The sequence below is a fragment of the Rodentibacter genomosp. 1 genome, assembly GCF_001999285.1.
Lineage (GTDB): Bacteria > Pseudomonadota > Gammaproteobacteria > Enterobacterales > Pasteurellaceae > Rodentibacter.
Map to the genome: position 1 here is coordinate 70,734 of NZ_MLHN01000007.1, position 24,149 is coordinate 94,882.

The following is a 24,149-nucleotide window of genomic DNA, read 5'->3' on the forward strand; positions in this document are numbered from 1 at the left end:
ATAAAAGTTCTTAACATTTAAAGAAGGAAACAACAAGATGGGTTTATTAGATATTGTAAAACCGGGTGTATTGACCGGTGAAGATGTGCAGAAAGTGTTTGCTTATGCAAAAGAGAATAATTTTGCTATTCCGGCAGTAAACTGTGTAGGTTCGGATTCCGTGAATGCGGTATTAGAAACGGCGGCACGCGTAAAAGCCCCTGTGATTGTTCAATTTTCTAACGGTGGTGCGTCTTTCTATGCGGGTAAAGGTATTAAACCTGCATCAGGTACGCGTGCCGATGTATTAGGTGCGATTGCCGGTGCGAAACATGTTCATACTCTCGCAAAAGAATACGGTGTGCCGGTTATTCTTCACACTGACCACGCTGCGAAGAAATTACTTCCATGGATTGATGGTTTGTTAGAAGCAGGTGAAAAACACTTTGCTGAAACCGGTCGTCCATTATTTTCTTCTCATATGATTGATTTATCTGAAGAGCCAATGGAAGAAAATATGGCAATTTGCCGTGAATATCTTGCTCGTATGGATAAAATCGGGATGACTCTTGAAATTGAAATCGGTATCACCGGTGGTGAAGAAGACGGCGTAGATAATTCAGATGTGGAAGAGTCTAAACTCTATACCCAACCTGAAGACGTATTATACGTTTATGACCAATTAAATCCGGTCAGCCCGAACTTTACTGTTGCAGCGGCATTCGGTAATGTACATGGTGTTTATAAACCGGGTAACGTGAAATTAAAACCGTCTATTCTAGGGGCATCACAAGAATTTGTGGCAAAAGAACGTAATCTTCCGGCTAAACCAATTAACTTTGTATTCCATGGTGGATCAGGTTCTTCTCGTGAAGAAATCCGTGAAGCAATTGGTTACGGTGCAATCAAAATGAACATTGATACTGATACGCAATGGGCAGCTTGGGATGGTATCTTAAACTTCTACAAAGCAAATGAAGCTTATTTACAAGGTCAATTAGGTAACCCTGAAGGACCGGACGTACCAAACAAAAAATACTATGATCCACGTGTTTGGTTACGCAAAATGGAAGAATCCATGTCTAAACGCCTAGAACAGTCTTTCGAAGACTTAAACTGTGTTGATGTTTTATAATCCACAAAAATAGCATAAAATACAACCGCACTTTTTAGTGCGGTTTTTTTATATTTGAGTGATGATTTATGCAAATTTCAAAACAGAATTTTCTCCCCTTTTTAGCTAACTTTGGTATTAGTGCTTTCTTTTTATCCGTATTGACTTTTAAAGGTGGGCATAATTTTGCCCCATTCTTTTTAATGGCTTTAGGGATTGGTTACGGTATTTATGGGCTAATTAAAAAGTTTAAATGGAATTTATCTCAAGAGGATAAATGGCTGATTTATAGTTATATTTTTTATTTTTCTGTCTTTGTCCTTTCCTTTTTGGTGAATGACGAAAAGGGAAGAGTGCTAGATAATCCAAGCCGTGCAATTTTACTAATTCCGACTTTAGTTTTATTGTTAAGAATACCATTAAAGTTATGTGCATTGATTTATGCCATCCCGTTAGGCTCGGTGATTGTCGGGCTTGTCGCTCTTTATGATAAATTTATTTTGCATAGTCCTATGGCGTATTCCCCCCGTACAATGCAAATTCAAGGCGGTGATATTGCCATGTCGTTAGGCTTGTTTAGTCTTGTGATTGGGCTTTATTACTGGCAAAAATCTCAGAAAAAAATCACCGCACTTTGTATTCTTGCCTCATTTTTCGGTATCTTAGGTAGTATTCTTTCGACCGCCCGTGGGGGCTGGGTCGCATTGCCGATTATGCTGATTGTGATGCTATGGATTTACCGTCATTCACTTTCAAAAAAATTCTTCCTTGGGGTGATTAGCTTGTTTGTTATCGCCCTTATTGGGATCAGTCAAATGCCAAATAGCCGAATGATGGAGCGTTTTTCTTTAATTCATACTGATATTGCTAGCTATGAGAAAAACAATGCCAATACATCGCTTGGGCTACGTTTTGACATGTGGAAAAGTGCGGTTCTAATGATAAAGGAAAAATCAATTTTCGGATGGGGAGAGAAAGGCTCGATAGAAAAGCGTAAGCAAGATGTTCAAGGGAATGTGGTAACCGGAAATATTGGGCAATTCGATCATGCTCATAATCAGTATCTTGATGATTTTTCTAAACGGGGTGTGATTGGATTTATTGCTTTGCTAGGGGTTTTACTGGTGCCGTTGTATCAATTTAAACGCAATTTAAATAGTGCCTCTTTTGATGTTAAATTAGTGGCGACTTTAGGCACAGTACATATTCTTTCAATTATGATTTACTGTTTAAGCCAAGGTTTTTTAACACATAATTCCGGTAATATTTTCTATCTTTTATTAACCGTTGTGTTTTATGCGATGTTAAGGCAAGCAGAAAAAACACAAAATTTGGAGTAATAATGATGAAAAAAATGTTGCTTATTCGTAATGATAAACTCGGTGATTTTATGCAGGCATGGCCGGCTTTCGCTATGCTGAAAGCGTCGAATCCTTCACTAAAATTGACCGCACTTGTGCCGAGTTATACCGCTCCGCTTGCACAAATTTGTCCTTATTTGGATGATGTGATTATTGATAGTAAAAAAGACGACAAAGCAGATTTTAACCGCCTTATTCATGAGATTAAAATAAGAAACTTTGATGCGATGATCAGTTTTTTTTCCAATACGCATAATGCTAAATTAGCTTGGAAAAGCGGGATTAAATATCGCCTCGCTCCAGCAACAAAAGTGATTCAATTTCTTTATAATCATCGTCTCACACAACGCCGTTCCCGTTCAGAAAAATCAGAGGCGGAATATAATCAGGACTTAGTACGGGCATTTTTAAAAAAATATAATATGCCGATTATTGAGCCAAAACCACCCTATCTTGTATTAGATAAAAGTGCGGTTGGAAATCAGCGTATTTTTTTACAAGAAACCTTGGGGCTTTCAGCGAAGAAGAAATGGATTTTTGTGCATAGCGGTTCAGGAGGCTCGGCAACGAATCTATCGCTTGCTCAATATGCCGAACTCATTCAAGGACTACTCGCGGTGCTTGATTGTCAAATAGTGTTGACCGCCGGCCCTGGTGAAAGTGAGAAAGCTCATGAAGTGGCACAATTAGTGAGCGATTCACGCGTGGTTATTTATGATAAAAATAAAGGGTTGGTTGATTTTGCCCATTCTTTAGCTTGTGCCGATTTATTTATTGCCGGTTCGACAGGGCCGTTGCATTTAAGCAGTGCCTTTAATCTTCCAACGGTAGGGTTTTATCCTAATAGCCGTTCCTCTCAACCAAGGCGTTGGAAACCGATTAACGATTCGGATAAACACCTCGCATTTTGTCCTCCTGCCGGTAAAGAAACACAAATGAATTTAGGCTTAATTTCAATCCCACTGGCATTAACGAAGATCATTCCTTTCATTCAACGAGTGTGGCAGGTGGGAAATTAAACGAAGATAGCCCTGTACAATCCAACCAATTCCGGTGGCGAATATGAGTGTGCCAATCCCTACGGTGCCACCGAGGATAAAGCCTAATAGACAAATAGATACTTCAAGGGTTGTACGAACAATACCCACGTTTAGCTGAAAACGTTGGCATAATCCCACCATTAAGCCGTCCCGAGGTCCTGCCCCCAAATGACAGCTGAGGTAAAACGCCGTGCCTAATCCATATAACAAGATCCCAGCAAGACCAAAGGCGAGCCGTCCTGAAAGTGCGGTCGGTGGTGGTAAAATTTTTGTGGTCAGCCCTAGAAAGAAAGCGATTACAATCATATTTAAAATCGTGCCTAACCCAAAACGCAGCTTTAACGGCAGCCAGGCAAACATCACAATGCAACTGATAAAAAATGATGACCAACCTATGCTGATTTGAGTTTGTAACGCTACCCCTTGAGAAAGTACCGTCCAAGGCGTTGATCCTAACCCTGAAAGTACAATTAATCCATCGCCTATCCCTAAAGTAGCTAAGGATAAGATTAAAACCGATAAGGTTGAGAAATTTGCAGACCACAAGGAACTTGCCGCCCAACGAGGATAGGGAAGAACTCGGGATTTTTTCATAAATTACCTAGAGGGAGAAAAGATTACTATGCTACTGGAAATAGATTAAAACGAAAATATTTTAATGCCATATTATATAACAGAATTGATTTTCCTTATTCTTGATAATGTGATCTAAGTCACATTCTTAAAATTGCCTTACTAGAAGGGCTGAACTACAATACCTCATCTTTTCTATTCAGGTAAATATTATGCTTGCTTCACTTCAAGATATCCTCGATACTGTTAAAGCCAATAACCTTACTTATCACCAAAAATTAATGATGCTGGGCAATATTGCCGAGCGTCTGTTTGATCCAAGAGCACTACTTGGTTACACCGATGAAGAATGGGGCTTTTTGCAGAATCAAATGATTTGTGATTTATGCGAAGGTTACGCCATTTATCGTCCACGCTATATTTTGCCGGATTACAATGTGTATATTCAAAAAGGTTGTGAGTTTTTAGAATTACCGCCACCAAAAGATCTTGATGAAGTGCTTGATGGCTTGCTTATTCTTTACTCTCATGTGCCTTCCATTACGACCTATCCGGTTTATGTGGGTCGGCTAGATGTATTGCTTGATCCCTTCATTACGGATGAAGAAAAAGACTACATCAAAATCAAACGCTTCTTGAATCATATTGATAAAACTGTGCCGGATTCTTTTTGTCATGCCAATATTGGTCCCTATGATACCAAAGCTGGTCGCCTGATTTTACGGGCAGTGATTGAGCTTGAAGCGCCTACGCCAAATATGACAATCCGCTATGATAAAACAAAAACAAACCGTGAATTTGCAGAGCTTGCGGCAAAAGCCTGTCTGTTAGTTTCTAAACCTTCTTTTGCCAACGATGCTTACTATATTGCTGATTTAGGCGAAGAATATGGCGTGGCAAGTTGTTACAATGCACTGCCTGAATGTGGCGGAGCTTATACATTAACGCGTTTACGCCTTGGCACTATCGCCCGGGCTTGCAAAAGTGTGGATGAAATGGTGAATGAATTATTACCACGTGTTGCGAAATGCGCTCTTTCTACAATGGATAAACGCCATAAATTTGTGGTAGAAGAAAGCCACTTTTTTAACAGTTCGTTTTTAGAAAAAGAGGGTTTCATTAAACGTACCAATTTTACCGGTATGTTCGCGATTGTCGGATTAGCGGATGCGGCTAACCATTTGTTGCAGTGTGAAGATTTAAATGAAACCTTTGGGAAAAGTAAACGGGGAGATGAAATTGCCACTGCCATTATGGATAAACTGAAGGAAATCACTGAGGAGCATGAAGGTGTGTATGCCGAGCGTACCGGCAACCGCTATTTATTACATGCGCAAGTAGGGGCAAGTAACCATGAGGAAGATAAACGCAACGCACCGGCACATCGTATTCGTGTAGGTGAAGAGCCAACATTACTTGCTCATCTAAAACAATCCGCCCCATTCCACAAGTATTTCCCATCAGGTACAGGAGATTTATTTGCTTTCGACCAAACCTACGTAGATCATTGCGATGCGGTGGTGGATATTATTGATGGCGCTTTTTCTTTAGGCTATCGCTATATTACAACCTATTTAAAAAATACGGATTTAATTCGTGTAACAGGCTATTTAGTGAAGAAAAGCGAAGTGGAAAAATACCGTAAGGGCGAAGTTGCATTACGTGATACCACTTGGTATGGGTCAGGTACGGATGAATGTGCTCAGGTATTTGATCGCCAATTACGTGATGAACAAGATGTGAAGGCTTAGCGTAAAAATAAATGAAAAGAGCGGTTAATTTTTGACTATTTTTCAGTACTATGTAGAAATGCACAAAGCAGGAAATTTCAACGACATGTAGGGACACACTGCGTGTGTCCGTTATAAAATCAGGTTATTTCAATATGTTATAAGCGGACACACACTGAGTATGTCCCTACAAGCTCCCCCAGATTTGTGCAACTGCTGCATAATACAGACATTGAGTATTCCTTGGGGCTTGTGCGTTTTATTCTATTCTTTCAATTTTAATATTAAATAGGGCAAACATCATTGCCAGCAGAGGAACGGTATAATTAAAAACAGCATAAGGTGCATATTCAAATGCGCTGACTTGGAGCATAGAGTAAGCATAGACGCCACAAGTATTCCAAGGTACAAGTACAGATGTCACCGTGCCGCCGTCTTCTAAAGCACGAGAGAGGTTTTTAGAATGTAATTTCCGCTCTTTATAGGCGGTCACATACATTCTGCCGGGTAGTAGAATAGAAATATATTGCTCAGAAGTTGTACAATTTGTCACCACTGAAGAAAAAATCGTCGCAATAATTAACATACTGGCATTGCGGGCAAAATGCAAAATCGTTGAAACGACTGATCTCAGCATTCCTGTTTGTTCAGCAATTCCGCCAAAGCTCATTGCGACAATCGTGAGTGAAATGGTGTACATCATTGACTCAATTCCACCGCGATTAAACAGTGTATCAATAATTTCATGCCCGCTTTGAATTTTAAACCCATCGTGCAAAGTTTTAACAGCCGTTCCTACATCACTACCTTGTATAATAACGTGGCAGAGTGTACCAAGCAGTATGCCAATCGTTAATGCCGGAATAGCAGGAATTTTTTTCATCACTAACAATACAACGATCACCGGTACAAGTAATAACCAAGGACTAACAACAAAATTTTGGGTAATATTTTCCATAACATTCTGTATATGGGAAAGATTGGTATGCGAAGTATCAAATTGCATCCCTATATACAAATAGAAACTTAACGCAATAAGATAAGCCGGCAATGTTGTAGTTAGCATATGTTTAATATGCTCAAATAAATCAGTACCTGTAATCCCAGAGGCAAGATTAGTAGTATCGGAAAGTGGCGACATTTTATCACCAAAATAAGCGCCTGAAATCACTGCTCCCGCAACCATTGGGGTAGGAATCCCAATACTTAAACCAATACCAATTGCAGCGACACCGATTGTTCCCATTGTTGACCAAGAACTTCCTATAGAAAGTGTAACGATCCCACAAATAATACAAATCGTGAACAAAAATAATGAGGGCGAAATCAGTTTTAAACCATAATAAATCATGGTTGCAACAATGCCACCACCTAACCAAGCACCGATAGTCAATCCGATCATTATGATGATCACGATGGCGGGGAGAGCCATTTTAATCCCCCGGTAAATCCCCTGTTCAATAGTATCCCAACGATAACCAAATTTCATGGCGACTAATGTAGCTGTAATCGCACCAATAATTAAAGGAACATGTGGCGAAGCCTCAAATTTAATAATAGAAACTGCCATTGCAACCACCATCACAATAACCGGCAGTAATGCATACAGGAAAGGGATATTGATTTGTTGGTTTGATGCTTGAAATTTTGTATTTGACATACAGACCTCCTCCTGAGAAGTACAATTCAAGTAGAAGAATTGTACTTTTTCATAAAAACATAATTGTGTTTAATACATCATTACAGGTTTCCTTATTATCTAACTGACATTTTAGAATGATTAAAGGTTTACATAATCTGTAAGATAACTAAATAAGTCTTTTGGATCTTTCAAATCCGGAGTAAGAGACAATGGATGCGATAAACCCAGTTTTATCACTGTATCATTCATATATCGAATAGCTGAAAAATCTTCAATAGCAAATCCAACAGAATCAAATAAAGTGATCTCCCCCTCTAACTGTCGGGCTGATTCTCCTTTTTGGAAGACTTCAAATAATGGCGTCACAGGAAAATCGGCCGGCATATTTTGTAATTCTCCCTCAATTCGAGTTTGAGGTTCAAATTCAACAAACACACGAGCATTTTTCACTACATCCACATGTAATTCCGTTTTATTGATATTGTCCCCTCCTACGGCATTAATATGCATGCCTGCTTCAATCATTTCCGGCGTGATAATGTTCGCTTTTGAATATTCAGCAGTGACAGTCGTAATAATATCTGCGTTCTTGACTGCCTCCGCCACAGTATCAAAAATCTCAATTTTTAATGAGGTATTCGCTAAATTTCCGGCGAGTTTTTCACTGGCTTTTCGATCAATATCAAATAAGGCTAATTCTTCAATACCAAGCAAATGATGAAAGGCGAGCGCCTGAAACTCACTTTGACAGCCATTGCCAATAATAGCCATTCGTTTACTATTTGGACGGGCAAGATATTGAGCCGCAAGCACTGACGTTGCTGCAGTACGCAAAGCGGTAGTCAGGGTAAATTCACTAATCACATCAGGTTGTCCCGTATCATTACTGATCAAAGCACCAAAGGCTAAAATCGTAGAAAGCCCTTCATTAGGGTTTTTAGGGTGACAATTTACATATTTAAAACTGTACTGCTGTTGATTCGCGATAGGCATTAATTCTAATACCCCATCTGAAACGTGATGGGAAATTCGAGACGTTTTATCAAAAGCGTCCCAGTTGAGGTAATCCTCTAAAATATAGTCCCTCATTCCTTCCAGCGTTTCCTTAATACCTTGACGCTTAATAATATTAGCAATGTCTTGTGGGCTAATGATAATGGTTGGCAAACTTCCTGAAATAGTAGATGGGTATGACATAACTTTTCTCCTTTTGGTTAATAAAATATTAATGAATTGTTATGACAACCCTAGTGTGCAAGATTTTTCTATTAATTAAAATAGTGAAATATGCTAATGTTTTAGCAAAATTTAATCATTTTGTTAGGGAGAACTTGCATTATGTCAATTTTGGACGAAACCAATCAAAAATTATTGAGTCTATTACGGGAAAATGCGAGATACTCCATTGCCTTTTTAGCAAAAAAATTAAACGTTTCTCGGGCAACCGTAGTGAACCGTATCGCACGACTTGAAAAAGAAGGTATTATTTTGGGTTATAGGGTTGAGCTTCACTCCACCGTAGAATCTAACGGCATTAAAGCTTGGACAACCGTGATAGTCGATGGTGGTGCAACGTCAGAGGTTGTTCAAACCCTTCGAGGTGAGCCTTGTATCAATGCCATTTATGATACTAACGGACGTTGGGATATTCTTATTGAACTTATCGCTCCGTCATTGGAAGAACTGGGACAAGCATTAGAACGAATTCGCTCAATTAAAGCGATTAGTTCTTCTGAAACCTATATCCATTTGAAACGTTACGTTTAACGAAAAAAATCGGCACCAAGGTGCCGATAATTCATGAAGTGCGGTCAAAATTTTGTTTATTTTGCCTGAAATTATTTTTTGAAACCGGATTCCACTTCGCGCATATCCGGCAATTGGTGTGCGATCCCTTTATGGCAATCAATACAAGTTTTCCCTTCTGTTTTGATTTTTTCATGCATTTTGGCAGCAACAGGACGTTGTTCGCTAAAATTCATTCTCTCCACATTATGGCAATTACGACACTCTTGGGAATCATTGGCTTTCATTCTTGCCCACTCTCTTTCCGCCATTTCCAAACGATGCTCGTTAAATTTCTCTAACGTATCGACTTTTCCGGTATAGTGCGCATACACTTCTTTCGCCGCAATGATTTTTCGTTTCATTTTTGGCCCAAACTCGTGTGGTACATGGCAATCCGGACAGCTTGCCCCTACACCGGTGCGGGTTTGATAATGCACGCTGTGGAGATATTCAGGGTAGGCATCATTCATATGGCAACTTGCGCAGAATTGTTCGGTATTCGTTTTCTCTAAACCATAATTGAACCCTACCCAAGATAAAATGCCGCCAATGAAAGCCAAGCTAATGATGGTTCCCACCGCAAGACGGCTCGGTTTACGAAACCAATGCCAAAAACGTACAATGAAGTTTGTTTTTTTCTCTGACATAATCCTTCCTTCTTAGTTACCGTAGCCTTTCATCGGTTTGAAATCATTTGGTACGATAGGATCGACATTTGATTGAGAAACGTGGCACTGTAAGCAAAAATAACGGCGTGGCGATGAGCTGGAACCAATGTTTCCGTCACGATCCATAAAGTGTGTTGGACTGATTCGGGTTGCCCCACTTAAACGTGAGTTTTCCGGACTATGGCAGTTTAAACACTGGTTCACATTTTTTGTCACTTGATAATTGGCAACACTATGAGGAACCATAGGTGGCTGGTTTACATAATTGAGCGCAGGCAGTTCGCTATGGCGTGGAGAATTGTGAAATTCCGGTGCAATATTTTCCGGTGATTGAGTTAAATCTTTCCCTACCGGTTGAACCTCTGTTGCCATCAATGAACCGGCAAAAAGTGCGGTCATTAATCCGATTAAAATTTTAGATACCTGTTTGGTCATATTAATCACTCCCCTGAATGATCGAATCGAGTCGAAAATTTAAATACTTTTTCAGCGCAAACATCAATACAGCGTCCACAGCTGATACAATCTTTGGAAAGCACGAGTAGGCTTTCGTCTTTTTTTCCGTGTAAAGGTGAACGTAACACTTGGGGTTCGGGGCAGACATTGTAGCAGTCCATGCAATGATCACATTTCGTGCGCTCAATCACTTTAACTCGGATGAGACTTTTTGCACCGATTAAACCATACATTGCCCCAATTGGGCATAAATGGCCACACCAACCATGTTCGACAATCAACAAATCAAAAAGAAAAATAACTATAATTAACCAAGTTGTCGCGCCAAATCCAAAGACAAAAGCACGTCCTAATGCCGCAACGGGATTAATCCATTCCCACAATAGCATTCCGCTTGTCGCACTGCCGACTAAAATCATCGCCAAAATACCGTAGCGTAACCCTCGTGAAAGCTTTGCCGTTTGGCGAATACCGAGTTTACGGCGTAACCATGCTGCGGTATCCGTCACGACATTTAGCGGACAAACCCAACCACAGAAAACTTTACCCCCCAAAACGGCGTAGCAAAGTACAATAATTGCCGCACCGATTAACGTCAGCACATCGGGTAAATGCCCTGTTGCAAGGCTTTCGGCAGTAATTAAGGGATCACTTAAAGGAATCGTATCAAACAGCAGGCTACCACTGTAATTACCTTTTAAGATCCACACGCCGAAATAAGGGCCGCTTAAAAACATCGCCAGAATGCTGAATTGGCTTAAACGTCGCCAAAATAAAAAGCGGTTGACATACCACCATCCCCATTTTTGGCGAGTCTCTCTGCCGGCATGTTTAGGTACATTCGCCATTATTTTACCCCTCCCAAAATGGGAGCTAACACAGGCTCAAGCGGCTCGGACGTTGCCATATTTTCAGGCATTCTCGTTGGTACAGAAATTATTGCTTCCGGCGAAAGAGAATGACCGGCTTTCGCCTTTTCTTCCCAACCTAAACGGTAGTGTTTCCCCAACATGCCTTTTGCCAGTTCCATTGGTAAAACCTTAATCGCCGCTTCTTCCAACACACAGGCTTGTTCACATTTTCCACAACCGGTGCAGGCATCGGAATGCACTGTCGGAATGAATAAAGCATGTTTATCCGAACGGGGATTATGTTGTTTTTCCAATGTAATTGCTTTGTCGATTAATGGGCAAACCCGATAGCACACATCACAACGCAACCCTTGCCAGTTGAGGCAGGTTTCGTGGTCTAATAGCACGGATAATCCCATACGGGATTCGTTAATATCCGTTGCATTGCGGTCTAACGCACCACTTGGGCAAACATGTGCACAGGGAATATCAGGGCACATTTCGCACGGTTTATCCCGAGCAATAAAATAGGGTGTCCCTGCTTCTACCGGCGACAATAGCGATGCCAAATGCAACATATCGTAAGGGCAAGCCTGCACGCATTGACCACAGCGAATACAGGCGGCTGAAAAGGCTTTCGCATCCTGTAATGCAAAAGGAGGACGCAGTGGTACGCCTTCTCGTGCCAAACTTTGGTTTTGTTGTAACCCCAATAAAATCCCCACGCCGACAAGCCCTCCCGTGGTTCGGGCGGTTTCCTTTAAGAATCGTCTGCGTTCAGGATTAAGTTTGGGTGTCTTCATTTTCTTTTTAATTATTAACCGCACTTTTCTCACTCATATTGTGCAATGCTTTGCATTCCCATAAATGAGAGAAAGGCAAGATAAAGTGCGGTTGATTTTGACATCATTTTTATGCTGCCTTTTCCACTTTTACCGCACATTTTTTGAAGTCGGTTTCTTTTGAAATAGGATCAGTAGCGTCAAGCGTAAGCACATTGGCAAGCTGACCTGCATCAAAGAAAGTAGTGAAAACTAACCCTCGTGGCGGCTTATTACGTCCCCGAGTATCTAAGTGTGAAATCATTTCACCACGACGAGATGAAATCTTAATTTTATCACCATGACGTAGTCCTCTCGCTTCGGCATCAAGCGGATGCATCCACACTAAGTTATTTGGAAATGCACGATGTAATTCCGGTACACGACGAGTCATAGAGCCGGTATGCCAATGTTCAAGCACACGACCGGTTGATAACCATAAATCGTATTCTTGATCCGGTGATTCTGCCGGCGGCTCATAAGGCACGGCAAGGATAATCGCTTTTTTATCCGGATAGCCGTAAAACGCTACGCCTTCCCCTTCTTTGACATAAGGATCGTAACCTTCACGATAACGCCATAAGGTTTCTTTGCCATCCACTACCGGCCAACGTAATCCACGGGCTTTATGGTACATCTCAAACGGTGCTAAATCATGACCGTGACCTCGACCAAATTCGGCGTATTCTTCAAATAATCCTTTGTGTACGTAGTAACCAAAATGCGCTGATTCGTCGTTTAATTGCCCTTCGGCGAGCTCACTTAGCGGGAATTTATCCACTTGCCCGTTTTTGAATAGCACTTCATATAATGTTTTTCCGCGGTATTCCGGCATTTGTGCAAGCAATTCTTCTGTCCACATTTCATCTGTTGTGAAGTATTTGGCAAATTCCATTAATTGCCACAAGTCGGATTTCGCTTCTCCCGGCGCTTTCACTTGTTGACGCCAGAATTGGGTGCGGCGCTCTGCATTACCGTATGCCCCCTCTTTTTCCACCCACATTGCTGTTGGAAGGATTAAATCGGCGGATAAAGCGGAAACCGTTGGATAAGGATCGGATACAACGACGAAGTTGCCTTCTTTACGCCAACCGGGCAAACGATCCGTATTGATATTTGGCCCTGCTTGCATATTGTTGTTACACATTTGCCATAATACGTTCATTTTACCATCGTGCATTGCACGATCTTGGGCGATAGTATCCAAACCGACTTTTTCGGAAATTGTCCCTTTTGGTAGTTTCCAAATACGTTCTGCCGTTTCACGATGTTTAGGATTGGTTACGACTAAATCGGCAGGCAAACGGTGTGGGAAAGAACCCACTTCACGTGCCGTACCGCAGGCGGAAGGTTGGCCGGTTAAAGAGAACGGACCACAGCCCGGAATAGAAATTTTACCGGTTAGCAAATGAATGTTATAGACTAGATGGTTTGCCCAAACACCACGGGTGTGTTGGTTAAAGCCCATGGTCCAGAAAGAGACCACTTTTTTATTTGGATCGGCATAAAGTTTTGCCAGATTCTCAAGTTGGGTTTTATCCACACCGGACATTTCTGCCACTTTTTCAAGGGTATATTCCGATACCAATTGTTTTAATTCTTCAAATGAAGAATCGTGCATTTTACCTGCGGTTTTACGGTTGGTGTCTTTCTCTAACGGATTTTCAGGACGTAAACCGTAACCGATATTGGTTTCACCACGTTTAAATTTAGTGTGTTTATTAACAAAATCCCAATTAATTGCATTATTTTGAATGAGATAGTTAATGATGTAGTTCATAATGGCTAAATCGGTTTGCGGTGTAAATACCAAACCGTGATCGGCAAGCTCAAAACTACGATGTTCAAAAGTGGAGAGTACGGCAACTTTCACATCAGGATTCGAAATGCGGCGATCTGTAATACGAGACCACAAAATCGGGTGCATTTCCGCCATATTGGAACCCCAAAGTACAAACGCATCGGCACGTTCAATATCATCATAGCAACCCATTGGTTCATCCATACCGAAAGTACGCATAAACGCAACTGCCGCAGATGCCATACAGTGACGGGCATTCGGATCGACGTTATTAGAACGGAAGCCGGCTTTCCAAAGTTTGTTTTTGGCATAGCCTTCCCAAATGGTCGATTGACCGGAACTGAACATTCCCACGGCATTTTGACCATTTTTCTTAAAGGCTTCTTTGAATTTTTCAGCCATGGTTTTAAAGGCAATATCCCAAGAAACAGGGGTAAAATCCCCATTCTTGTCGTATTTTCCGTTGGTCATCCGCAACATCGGTTGTGTTAAACGATCTTTACCATACATAATTTTTGGTAAGAAGTAACCTTTAATACAGTTTAAACCACGGTTAACTTCTGCATCCGGATCACCTTGGGAAGCAACAACCCGCCCATCTTTAGTTCCTACTAACACAGCACAGCCTGTTCCACAAAAACGGCATACGGCTTTATCCCACTTAATTTCAGGTTCAGCCGCAATCACATTCTTGACCGGAATAGTTAATCCCGCTGCGGTTGCCGCAGCTATCGCCGCATTGGCTTTCATAAAGTCTCGACGACTTAAACTCATTGTATTCACCCCTCGTAACAGATTGAATTTATCAATTTATTCATTTTGCTCATCTTGCTCGTGATAAACTAACGACACATTAATCACACCATCAATATCCTTCACACTTTCTATTTTATCCAGTAGAAGATGCGGATCGTGCGACTGCATCACCACGACAAGTTTTCCCATTTTTTCATCAAAAACAGGGATTTCCGTATGTTCAATCATGGAAAGTGCGGTCTGAATCGCCGCTAATTTTTCAGGATTTCCTTGCACAATCAGCCCAACAACGTGCCAATCCTGCTCATTTTCCAACGTTAAATTCATTTTATTCATTTTTTACAATTTTAATTGCACGCACAGGGCAGCTTTGCAAACAAGCACCACAGCCATTACAAATCTCTGCATCAAACAAAGGTTGTGCAACACGACCTATCTGTAAACGAAACCGAATGGCATTCATTGAGCAATTATCTTGGCATGAGCGACATTCAATACGATTATGTGTTAAGCAATTCTCATTAATCATGATTTTGTGTCCCCAAGGCCTATCCTCCAATGAACGAAAAATAGGTTGCTCACAAGCCTCAACACATTTTTGACAAAAAGTGCATTCGCCATTTTCAAACCTAACCTCAGGAAAACCGTCATCATCTTTTACTAGAATATGCGTTTCACAAACGGCAAAACAGTCCCCACAACCTGTACATTGTTGAGTAAATTCAGCATTATTTATCGACCATGGCGGACGTATCACTCCAGAGCAATCCTTATTTTTCTGAGACTGTGTTAAAAATCTACCTCGTAAAAATTGTCTGCGTGGTAAGTTTTCAACAACCATTTTACTCGCCTTATATGAATGATTTATGCCTAAACTCAGGTAGTGAATTATGTGGTTTACCACAAGAAGATAGAAACTACCTAAAAGAGGTAAATAAATAAAAAAGTGAACTTTTATTGTGATAGATCAAGAAAATGCGCGAATATGGCCGAATTTATGACATCATTTTCTCAGCGAAAAGAAAAGTTTCGTGTTTTAGGGTGATTGAAACACTTACCGAACTTGAATTAACAATATATCCTATTGATAACTAACAAAATAGATATTCACAACATTATCGCAGGGTACTATTTTTATCCTGCACCATCATACCCTATCAAAAAGGCTTAGAATGTAGTATTTACAACTGCAACCGTTGAATATTTTCTTGCTCTGCCGGATCAATCCCTAGTGCAAGTAAATCACACCATTTACGCGCTTTTTCACGTGCCAAAGTTAAGGAGAAATAAGGATAAGCCCCAAAAGATTTTTTTACGCATTTTCTGTTTATGGGGTGCGAATAAATAAAGGTTATCCCTATCCGCAAATAATTGTTCTTTATCTGTCGGTTTGATTGATTGAATGTATGAATCCGTAAATTTTTTTAGAAAATTTCTAGCCATCGTTTAAGCCCTAATGAACAAAAGACAACCGCTTTTGTTCCCTCGCTTTCATTCCTTTATCAAGAGGGAACAGAAAAGGGAACAAGAAAAGCGAACAATGACAAACAATAACGGACGAAAACAACAAAAGAAAAATTTTTAATATACTGTTTTTACTATGTTTTTTGACAAAAAAGACGTTATTTGAGGGGTTAAATGGTCCCCCCTACCGGACTTGAACCAGTGACCAAGCGATTATGAGTCGCCTGCTCTAACCGACTGAGCTAAGGGGGGAAAGTGCGGTGATTATAGAGAAATAATCTGTTGAAGTCTATAAGGAAAGGGATGGTCGCTGAAAAAACAACCACCCTTATACTCAATTATTGAAGCACTGAAATATCCGCTACTTGTAAGAATAAGCTTTGTAAGGTGTTCAGGATCGCCAAACGGTTGTGGCGTAATGCAGGATCTTCTGCGTTCACCATCACATTGTCAAAGAAATTGTCCACTGGTGTACGCAAGTTGGCAAGTTTATCCAACACATTCGTATATTTACCTTGAGCGATTAACGGCTGCACTTCGGTTTTCAATGCCAATACGGCTTCAGCTAAGTTTTTTTCCGCCGGCTCAACACAAGCATTTAAATTAATCTCACCGATAGTAATATCCGCTTTGGCAAGAATATTTGCCACACGTTTATTTGCCGCAGCTAAGGCTTCTGCAGAATCTAAAGTGCGGAAATGAGATACTGCACGCACACGAGCATCAAAATCTGCAGGGCGGGTTGGGCGACGAGCCAATACAGCTTGAATCACATCCACTGCAATGCCCTCATCTTGATACCATGCACGGAAACGCCCAAGCATAAAGTCCACGACATCAGCAACCACATTTTTATTGATGAGTTTATCGCCGAAAAGTGCGGTGGCTTTTTGCACAAGATCTTCCAAATCAAGAGGGAGATTTCTCTCTACGATAATACGTAGCGCCCCCAATGCAGCACGACGTAAAGCAAAAGGGTCCGCACTGCCTTTTGGTGCTTGTCCGATACCGAAAATCCCTGTGAGGGTGTCGAATTTATCCGCTAAAGCGACCGCACTTGCTACCAAGGATTTCGGCAACTCATCGCCAGCAAAACGTGGCATATATTGTTCGTTTAACGCTACTGCCACTTCTTCATCTTCCCCATCGTGGCGGGCATAGTGCATTCCCATCACACCTTGAGTATCGGTAAACTCAAACACCATATTGGTCATCAAATCACATTTTGACAGCAAACCTGCTCGCTTCGCTTTGGTTTCATCTGCCCCGATTTGTTTGGCAATTTCGCCTGCAAGCTGTTCAATACGGGCAGTTTTATCACGCAATGTACCGAGTTGTTGTTGAAACAATACGGTTTCCAAACGTGGTAAGCGATCCACCAATCTTTGTTTTAAATCGGTTTTAAAGAAGAATTCCGCATCCGTTAAACGTGGGCGAACCACTTTTTCGTTTCCTTCAATGATTGCGCTTGGATCTTCAGGATTGATGTTGGATACAAAAATAAAGTGCGGTAATAATTTGCCCTCTTTATCATAAATTGGGAAATATTTTTGGTCGCCTTTCATGGTATAAACCAAAGCTTCCGCCGGCACCGCAAGGAAACGCTCTTCAAATTTTGCCGTTAATACATTCGGGTATTCAACTAATGACGTCACTTCATCAAGCAAATCTTCTTCAATATCAGCTACGCCACCAAGTGCGGTCGCTTTTTCTTGAGATTTTGCCAAAATTTCCGCTTTCCGCTCGTTGAAATCGGCAATCACCGAACCTTTTTCACGCAATAATTGTGGATATTGATCGGCATGTTGAATTTCAAACTCACGCTCTCCTAAAAAACGATGACCACGAATAGTACGACCGCTTGCCACACCTAAAATTTCACCTTCGATGAGTTCATCGCCAAGCAACATGGTAACAGTATGAACCGGGCGAATAAATTGTACGGTTTTATCTGCCCAACGCATTGGTTTTGGAATAGGCAATTTTGCTAAAGCGTTCGCCACAATCTCACCAAGCAAATTTTTAGTCGGCTGCCCCTCAATTTTTGCCCGATGAACCAGCCATTCACCTTTATCTGTCGCAAGGCGTTCCGCTTGATCCACCGTAATCCCACAACCACGCGCCCAGCCTTCAGCTGCTTTGGTCGGTTTGCCTTCGGCATCAAATGCTGCGGATACCGCAGGCCCACGTTTTTCAATTTCTTTGCTCGGCTGCTGTGTGGCAAGCGCCAACACTTTCACCGCCAAGCGGCGTGGTGCCGCAAACCATCCGATTTTATCAAATTCTAAGCCAGCTTGATTTAATTCTGCCTGTACGTTATCCGCAAAGGCAGTGGCTAATGTTTTCAGAGCTTTTGGCGGCAGCTCTTCCGTGCCGATTTCTACTAGGAAGTTTTGGGTTGTCATTGTTTTATCTCTTATCTAAAAATTCCGTGGGTTAAAATTACTATTTTTTGTTTTCACTTCTGCCAATCTCCCCTCTCCCTCTTTCGTGAAGAAGAATGAGGGAGATTTGCCCTCATTTCCAAAAACGAATGAATCTGTTCAATTACCGCCTCAATTTCATGCATTAGTCATATCATTACTAAAATCACATCACTGTAAAACTCGGCATCTCGTAATGTATCTTTTCCTTGATAATCAAGCTCATAATCACCGATTTTCTCTTCCAACACTATTGGTGGCGTACCATATTCTTTTTTCTTAGTGAACCCATTTTCTTATAATGTTCTTCGCTACGTGATACACATTTCTGTTTATCATAAGAAAAATACTCTCCTGAAGAAACTAAGCAACCATACATATCCCGCTTTTCAACAATTTGTGTTGTTTGAGGTGTTTGGCTACAAGCACTTAAAACACAGACAAAAACAACCGCACTTAGGGTTTTCTTCATCATTTCTCTGTTTTATCCTTTAAACTATCCTGCAAGACCTGTTGGAAACGCTCATAGTCGCATAAGCCTTCATCATCAGGTGAACAATCTGCCAAGGTAAGTCGTGTACGATTAGGCGGTGTAGATAAACTTAACGGCGTAAGATTAATTAACTGCTCTGTGGTTTGGTAAACATATTCTAAGCGGAACTGACGTTTACCACTTGAGTGATATCTCCACACTTCAAACATCAATTTTCCGCCGATAGGGATATTTTCCAAAGAGTTTTCCAATTCATAAGGCTCCACACCAAGAGCTGCAAGTAAAGCGACGATATTGGAATCATGCCCCACTAAAAGACTGATTTTATTTTCGCTATTTAACTGTTGCTGAATAAATTGCAACAGTGGGTAAGCAACATTCTGAGCCAGTTCCCGATTATTTTTAAATAGGGTTCGATAATATTCATTTTTGATTTCATTAATCGCCTGCCATTTTTGCGCACTATCAATGTTGCCATTTGCGATCTCGTTTGGCGACTTACCTACATAATGAGCAAGCAATAAACTACTCACGATTTTTTTTGCCGTGCTGATAGAACCTGTGATTCGTACAGATTTCCCCTCTTGAATACTATATTCGCCTTGCTTCCCGCCTAAATCACAATCGCCTTTTTGCAAACAGTTCGGTGAATGTTTATAGTCAATTAATTCGCTTAATAAGGCATAGTTTGGTGCAAGTTTTTGCTGTAAGGCAACTAAATCAATATTCTTTTTAGCGAACTCAATCAATGTGATATCAGGATTTCGTGCCTGTGCGTGAAAAACAGGATCTTTGCCCCGACCAATCTCACCCTGATGTTGCAGTGGTACATAGCAACCGGCAAAAGCTCCTGCAATAAGAGCCTGCCCGGTGGCAATTGTTCGCTGAACACTATTGGCGTAAGCAAAAATCCCTTCGCCACTGGCGCAACGTTCTGCGGTAAGCAAGCCATTTTGTTTCAGCCATTGTCCCAAATATTGACCAAAATAAGTTTCCAGAATCGTCCCTTTCGCTGTGAGATAACCTGAAGGGACATCCCATTTTGCCCACGAATAAGGTGAATATTTTGCCATTTCCTCTGGGTCTTTTTCGACCGGAGAACGTAATCCGTGGCGGCTGAAAATCAACACTTTATCCAACGTATAAGCATTTAATGATAAATCATTCTGTTCACTCGCCCCCGCCTCATTAATACAGATCAAAAGGCAACAAAGTGCGGTTAAATTTCGAGAAATTTTTGTAAGAAATTGTTTCATCATCAACATGACACCTTATTTAAAACATTATTCAGATTGTGCTGCCAGTGCTGTTGGATTTGGCGTTGGTTCTGCAATTTTGGTTAAACGGTTACGATCCGTATGATGGAAAGGTTCATCATAGTTTGGAATAATCATCACCGTATCTTGCTCATAAGACCAGGTGCCATCATCGTTGATTTTCACCTTAATGGTATAGCTTTCAGTAGTGAAATTTTGCTCGATAAACGGATTGGAAATAATGCCGTTGGTGAGCGAACCCCGCACTGCTTTCACGGTAAATTCTTTTGCATCCGCCGGTGCATTGCCCGTTGCCATGAGCGTTTGCCCACGTGGAATACTTAAGGTAAAGAGAATATTTCCTGTTGCCGGTTCCCATAACCAATACCCCACTTGATCATGAAAGGTTTCCACTTCATTGGGCTGAACAATGCGGGTGTGATAGCGTAAACCATAAAAAAGTTGAGGGCCGTTCGTTTGGGCATCAATGGGTTGTAATTCAATACGTTCGATATAGGGATCTTTCTCCGCACCTTCTGCTTTTGGATTGATATCCAATCCACGTTTGCCTTCCCAAATCCCCGCCATACCGGTTAAAGGTCCAAGATTAGCTAAGGTGTTGACATCCGGCTCGGCTTCCGTGTAAATGTCTTTTGGATATTGGTAATCGGTCATTCTTATCTCCTACTACATAAATATTTAAAGTGCGGTCATTTTTCGGGTTATTTTTTACAACCAGGGAAACCTAAAGCCTCACGGCTAGCATAATAGGCTTCCGCCACCCCTTTGGTTAAAGCTCGAATACGTAAAATATAACGTTGGCGTTCAGTCACCGAAATCGCTTTGCGGGCATCAAGCAAGTTAAAACTGTGTGCCGCTTTTAAAATACGTTCATAAGCTGGCAACGGTAATGGTTTTTCTAGTGCTAATAATTCTTGTGCTTCTTTTTCATATTGGTCGAAACAGTAGAATAAGAAATCCGTGTTGGCATATTCAAAATTGTAAGTCGATTGTTCCACTTCATTTTGGTGGAATACATCGCCATAGGTGGTTTTGCCAAGCGGGCCGTCTGACCACACGAGATCGTACACGCTATCCACACCTTGAATATACATGGCTAAACGTTCTAAACCATAGGTGACTTCACCTGTTACCGGTTTACATTCCAAACCGCCCACTTGTTGGAAATAAGTGAATTGAGTCACTTCCATTCCGTTCAACCACACTTCCCAACCCAAGCCCCAAGCCCCAAGAGTCGGGTTTTCCCAGTTATCTTCCACGAAGCGAATATCGTTTTTGGTGGGATCGAAACCAAGCATTTCTAGCGAGCCTAAATACAATTCTTGAATATTATCCGGTGAAGGTTTAATCACCACTTGGAATTGATAATAATGTTGTAAGCGATTTGGGTTCTCTCCGTAACGACCATCAGTCGGGCGACGAGAAGGTTGAACATAAGCAAATGCCATCGGCTCCGGACCTAACGCACGCAATGCTGTCATCGGGTGGGACGTGCCTGCCCCCACTTCCATATCAAAGGGCTGAACAATAGTACAACCTTGCTTTGCCCAATAATCTTGCAGGGCGAGGATCATACCTTGGAATGTTTTTACATTGAATTGACTGCTCATAATCTTGAATATTAAATGTGATGAAAAAATGGCGCCATTATACTTGAAAGCAAAGGGCGGATAAAGGCGAAAAGTGCGGTGAGAAACCAATGAGTTTTTATGAATGAAATTAACACTTGATATGAAAAATCTCGATTAGGAAAGAAAAAGGAGTTATGCCAAAATACCTCTTTATTTAACCCAAGGAACCTATTGATGAAAAAGAATCTCATAACCGTCTCGCTTTTGCTCGGCACTTCTGCATTTTCTTATGCAGAATCCGGCACAGAACTTCCTACCATAAATGTTTATTCCGCCTATGCAACACCGATCAATCAAGATCAAACCGCTTCATCCGTCACGGTCTTAACCGAAAAAGATTTTGCATCACGTAATGCCACTTATGTGAGTGATGTGTTAAAAACCGTGCCGGGCGTGGCTATGGGGATAAGTGGTGGGCGTGGGGCTTCAACCAGCTTATTCTTACGAGGAGCTAATTCTAAACATACCGCTGTGATTATTGATGGTATTCGTGTAAATCCTGCTGATACTAACTTTGACTTTGGAGGATTATCTCTTAGTAATATTGACCAAATTGAAGTGTTGCGTGGTGAGCAATCTGCTCTTTGGGGAAGTGATGCAATGGGGGGAGTGGTTTATATCACAACGAAAAGTGGTCTGTATAAAGACAAACTATTTAATATTGATTTTGACGTAGGTACAGGTTCACACCGTACACGTGATGGTTCTGTGACGATTTCTGGTCAAAAAGATGGTTTTTATTATGCCCTTCATGGTGATAGCCATCGTACTCGAGGTATTTCGGCTCGTAGCGAACATATATTTAATTATACTAGCATTTCAGGGCAAACGACCAGCAATGTACCAACAAGTGAAAAAGATGGTTTCCATCGTGATAACACCTCTTTACGTTTAGGTTTTGATAATGGTACGAAAGGGATAGATTTCCTTGTATCACACTCTTCTCAAACGCTCCATTTCGATAATAGTGCTATAAATGAAAGAGTATTTGATGACAACACTCGCATTCGGGAAACCCGTTATAAGTTAAGTGGTTATGTAGGTAATGCAGATGACTTATTTGTTCATAAAGCATTAATAAGCCACGTGAAAACAGATAATGACACTACTCAATACAGTTCGTGGAGTTCTTCTGTGGGTAAAACAGAATATGAGAGCGAGAAATTAAATACAAATTATCAATTAGATATTAACTTTGACCCTGATGGTGAAATTAAACAAGCGGTTAGCTTACTAGCTGACTATCAAAATACAAAATATATCGCCTCAACATACAATTTTAATGAAAAAAAACTAACAGAAAAAAGTATTGCAACCGAATATCGTTTATTTACTGAATCGGATCATAGTCTTTCTCTAAGTAGTCGTTATACTGATAACAGCTTATTTGAAAACGCATTTACCGCCCGTATTGCTGGGGCATACCGTTTATCACCAAACTTTAAAGCACATGCAAGTTTTGGTAAAGCAATTCATAACCCAACAATGTCAGAGTACTATGGTTGGGGGGGAACTTGGCTAGCAAATCCAAACTTGAAAGCAGAGAAAAGCCTAGGCGGTGAACTAGGTTTATTAATAGAAAGTGAAGACAAACACCATAGTCTGGATACGACATATTTTGCTCGTAACGTAGATAATTTCTTAAGCGATGAAAATTCAGTCTTAGGTGACTATAGCCATCCCAACCGTGCAATAAACCGTGATGGCAAAACTAAAATTAACGGTATAGAAATTGCTTACAATAGTAAATTTACTGATAACCTTTCTAGTTATGCAAATTACACTTACACCTACATTAAATCAGAAAACGATCAATATGGTTTAAATTATGTTCGCCGTCCTAAACATGTAGCTAACCTCGGTTTATCCTACCAAATCACTAAAAAGTTTGGTTCTGATGCGAATATCTCTTATGTAGGCAAACGCCTTGATTCCGGTGACTTCAAGATGCCTTCATACACATTGGTCAATTTAGGTGTGAATTATCAAGTTATTCCGAACTTAAATATTTATGCACACTTAAACAATGTATTCGACAAAAAATACGAAAATATTCTTGGATACAGTCAGGACGGTCGTAATATCTACGTTGGTTTAAAAGGTTCGTTCTAAACCAAAAGTGCGGTCACAAAAAACAACGTTTTTTGAACGTTGGCTTTGCCAACGACCCCGAAAGGAGTACACAAACGAGTAAGCGAGTTTGTGAATAATTTTGACCGCACTTTAGAACCACTCCAGCATTATGTAGCAAATGCACAAAAACAGAAATTTTAACAGAATG

Annotated in this window: 22 protein-coding genes and 1 tRNA gene; 6 read left to right on the top strand and 17 right to left on the bottom strand. The window is 40.9% G+C overall.

Annotation, left to right across the window (positions count from 1 at the left end; genetic code table 11):
- Window positions 1-37 precede the first annotated feature (37 nt).
- The 3 genes from fbaA (at window position 38) to BKK54_RS03720 (ending at window position 3,473) form a co-directional block, all read left to right on the top strand.
- Window positions 38-1,114, top strand: a complete 1,077-nt coding sequence (fbaA, locus tag BKK54_RS03710; RefSeq protein WP_077541619.1) for a class II fructose-bisphosphate aldolase — start codon at window positions 38-40, stop codon at window positions 1,112-1,114.
- A gap of 68 nt (window positions 1,115-1,182) precedes the next feature.
- Window positions 1,183-2,433, top strand: coding sequence for an O-antigen ligase family protein (locus BKK54_RS03715; protein WP_077541621.1), 1,251 nt, complete (start codon window positions 1,183-1,185; stop codon window positions 2,431-2,433).
- A gap of 5 nt (window positions 2,434-2,438) precedes the next feature.
- Window positions 2,439-3,473 (top strand): glycosyltransferase family 9 protein, encoded by a 1,035-nt coding sequence (locus BKK54_RS03720; protein WP_077541765.1) that lies wholly within the window; start codon window positions 2,439-2,441, stop codon window positions 3,471-3,473.
- Here the strand turns inward: BKK54_RS03720 and BKK54_RS03725 are convergent.
- Window positions 3,423-4,088 carry a YczE/YyaS/YitT family protein gene (locus tag BKK54_RS03725; protein ID WP_077541623.1) on the bottom strand — a complete coding sequence of 222 codons (666 nt, stop codon included), beginning with the start codon at window positions 4,086-4,088 and terminating at the stop codon, window positions 3,423-3,425. The genes BKK54_RS03720 and BKK54_RS03725 overlap by 51 nt on opposite strands.
- Window positions 4,089-4,279: 191 nt before the next feature.
- On the opposite strand from BKK54_RS03725, the gene BKK54_RS03730 reads away from it, so the two are divergent.
- Window positions 4,280-5,818 (top strand): YjjI family glycine radical enzyme, encoded by a 1,539-nt coding sequence (locus BKK54_RS03730; RefSeq protein ID WP_077541625.1) that lies wholly within the window; start codon window positions 4,280-4,282, stop codon window positions 5,816-5,818.
- Window positions 5,819-6,056: 238 nt separating this feature from the next.
- Here BKK54_RS03730 and nhaC read toward each other — a convergent pair whose 3' ends face one another.
- The gene (nhaC, locus tag BKK54_RS03735) at window positions 6,057-7,457 is read right to left on the bottom strand and encodes a Na+/H+ antiporter NhaC (protein WP_077541627.1); all 1,401 of its coding nucleotides are present in this window, start codon (window positions 7,455-7,457) and stop codon (window positions 6,057-6,059) included.
- A 120-nt stretch (window positions 7,458-7,577) separates the two neighbouring features.
- On the bottom strand, window positions 7,578-8,636 hold the full coding sequence (locus BKK54_RS03740) for an ornithine cyclodeaminase (RefSeq protein WP_077541629.1): 1,059 nt from the start codon (window positions 8,634-8,636) through the stop codon (window positions 7,578-7,580).
- A 141-nt stretch (window positions 8,637-8,777) separates the two neighbouring features.
- Between BKK54_RS03740 and BKK54_RS03745 the strand changes: the two genes are divergently transcribed.
- A complete protein-coding gene (locus tag BKK54_RS03745; protein ID WP_208605813.1) occupies window positions 8,778-9,206 on the top strand; it encodes an Lrp/AsnC family transcriptional regulator in 429 nt (142 codons plus the stop codon).
- Window positions 9,207-9,277: 71 nt separating this feature from the next.
- On the opposite strand, the gene BKK54_RS03750 is transcribed toward BKK54_RS03745, so the two are convergent.
- The 14 genes from BKK54_RS03750 to glyQ form a co-directional block, all read right to left on the bottom strand.
- The gene (locus BKK54_RS03750; protein ID WP_077541631.1) at window positions 9,278-9,874 is read right to left on the bottom strand and encodes a cytochrome c3 family protein; all 597 of its coding nucleotides are present in this window, start codon (window positions 9,872-9,874) and stop codon (window positions 9,278-9,280) included.
- Between the two features lie 12 nt (window positions 9,875-9,886).
- Complete coding sequence (locus BKK54_RS03755; protein WP_077541633.1) at window positions 9,887-10,330, bottom strand: nitrate reductase cytochrome c-type subunit; 444 nt, start codon at window positions 10,328-10,330, stop codon at window positions 9,887-9,889.
- A gap of 5 nt (window positions 10,331-10,335) precedes the next feature.
- Window positions 10,336-11,199 carry a quinol dehydrogenase ferredoxin subunit NapH gene (gene napH, locus BKK54_RS03760; RefSeq protein WP_077541635.1) on the bottom strand — a complete coding sequence of 288 codons (864 nt, stop codon included), beginning with the start codon at window positions 11,197-11,199 and terminating at the stop codon, window positions 10,336-10,338.
- Window positions 11,199-12,005: a ferredoxin-type protein NapG gene (gene napG, locus BKK54_RS03765; RefSeq protein ID WP_077541637.1), complete on the bottom strand. Its 807-nt coding sequence runs from the start codon at window positions 12,003-12,005 to the stop codon at window positions 11,199-11,201. The genes napH and napG overlap by 1 nt, the downstream gene beginning before the upstream one ends.
- Before the next feature lie 109 nt (window positions 12,006-12,114).
- A complete protein-coding gene (gene napA, locus BKK54_RS03770; protein WP_077541639.1) occupies window positions 12,115-14,598 on the bottom strand; it encodes a nitrate reductase catalytic subunit NapA in 2,484 nt (827 codons plus the stop codon).
- A 36-nt stretch (window positions 14,599-14,634) separates the two neighbouring features.
- Window positions 14,635-14,916, bottom strand: coding sequence for a chaperone NapD (locus BKK54_RS03775; RefSeq protein ID WP_077541641.1), 282 nt, complete (start codon window positions 14,914-14,916; stop codon window positions 14,635-14,637).
- Window positions 14,909-15,421, bottom strand: a complete 513-nt coding sequence (napF, locus tag BKK54_RS03780) for a ferredoxin-type protein NapF (protein ID WP_077541643.1) — start codon at window positions 15,419-15,421, stop codon at window positions 14,909-14,911. Before napF ends, BKK54_RS03775 begins: the two co-directional genes overlap by 8 nt.
- 340 nt (window positions 15,422-15,761) lie before the next feature.
- On the bottom strand, window positions 15,762-15,947 hold the full coding sequence (locus BKK54_RS03785; RefSeq protein ID WP_244153098.1) for an Arm DNA-binding domain-containing protein: 186 nt from the start codon (window positions 15,945-15,947) through the stop codon (window positions 15,762-15,764).
- Between the two features lie 272 nt (window positions 15,948-16,219).
- Window positions 16,220-16,296 (bottom strand) — tRNA-Ile (locus BKK54_RS03790).
- An 86-nt stretch (window positions 16,297-16,382) separates the two neighbouring features.
- Window positions 16,383-18,449 carry a glycine--tRNA ligase subunit beta gene (gene glyS / locus BKK54_RS03795; protein ID WP_077541645.1) on the bottom strand — a complete coding sequence of 689 codons (2,067 nt, stop codon included), beginning with the start codon at window positions 18,447-18,449 and terminating at the stop codon, window positions 16,383-16,385.
- A gap of 268 nt (window positions 18,450-18,717) precedes the next feature.
- The gene (locus BKK54_RS03800; protein WP_077541647.1) at window positions 18,718-18,942 is read right to left on the bottom strand and encodes a hypothetical protein; all 225 of its coding nucleotides are present in this window, start codon (window positions 18,940-18,942) and stop codon (window positions 18,718-18,720) included.
- Window positions 18,939-20,216 carry a histidine-type phosphatase gene (locus BKK54_RS03805; RefSeq protein WP_143541416.1) on the bottom strand — a complete coding sequence of 426 codons (1,278 nt, stop codon included), beginning with the start codon at window positions 20,214-20,216 and terminating at the stop codon, window positions 18,939-18,941. The genes BKK54_RS03800 and BKK54_RS03805 overlap by 4 nt, the downstream gene beginning before the upstream one ends.
- Window positions 20,217-20,243: 27 nt before the next feature.
- On the bottom strand, window positions 20,244-20,891 hold the full coding sequence (locus BKK54_RS03810) for an FABP family protein (RefSeq protein WP_077541649.1): 648 nt from the start codon (window positions 20,889-20,891) through the stop codon (window positions 20,244-20,246).
- A 47-nt stretch (window positions 20,892-20,938) separates the two neighbouring features.
- A complete protein-coding gene (glyQ, locus tag BKK54_RS03815; RefSeq protein ID WP_018356390.1) occupies window positions 20,939-21,847 on the bottom strand; it encodes a glycine--tRNA ligase subunit alpha in 909 nt (302 codons plus the stop codon).
- Between the two features lie 195 nt (window positions 21,848-22,042).
- Here glyQ and BKK54_RS03820 point away from each other — a divergent pair, with 195 nt between their 5' ends.
- A complete protein-coding gene (locus tag BKK54_RS03820) occupies window positions 22,043-23,980 on the top strand; it encodes a TonB-dependent receptor plug domain-containing protein (protein ID WP_077541651.1) in 1,938 nt (645 codons plus the stop codon).
- The last annotated feature ends 169 nt before the right edge of the window (window positions 23,981-24,149 follow it).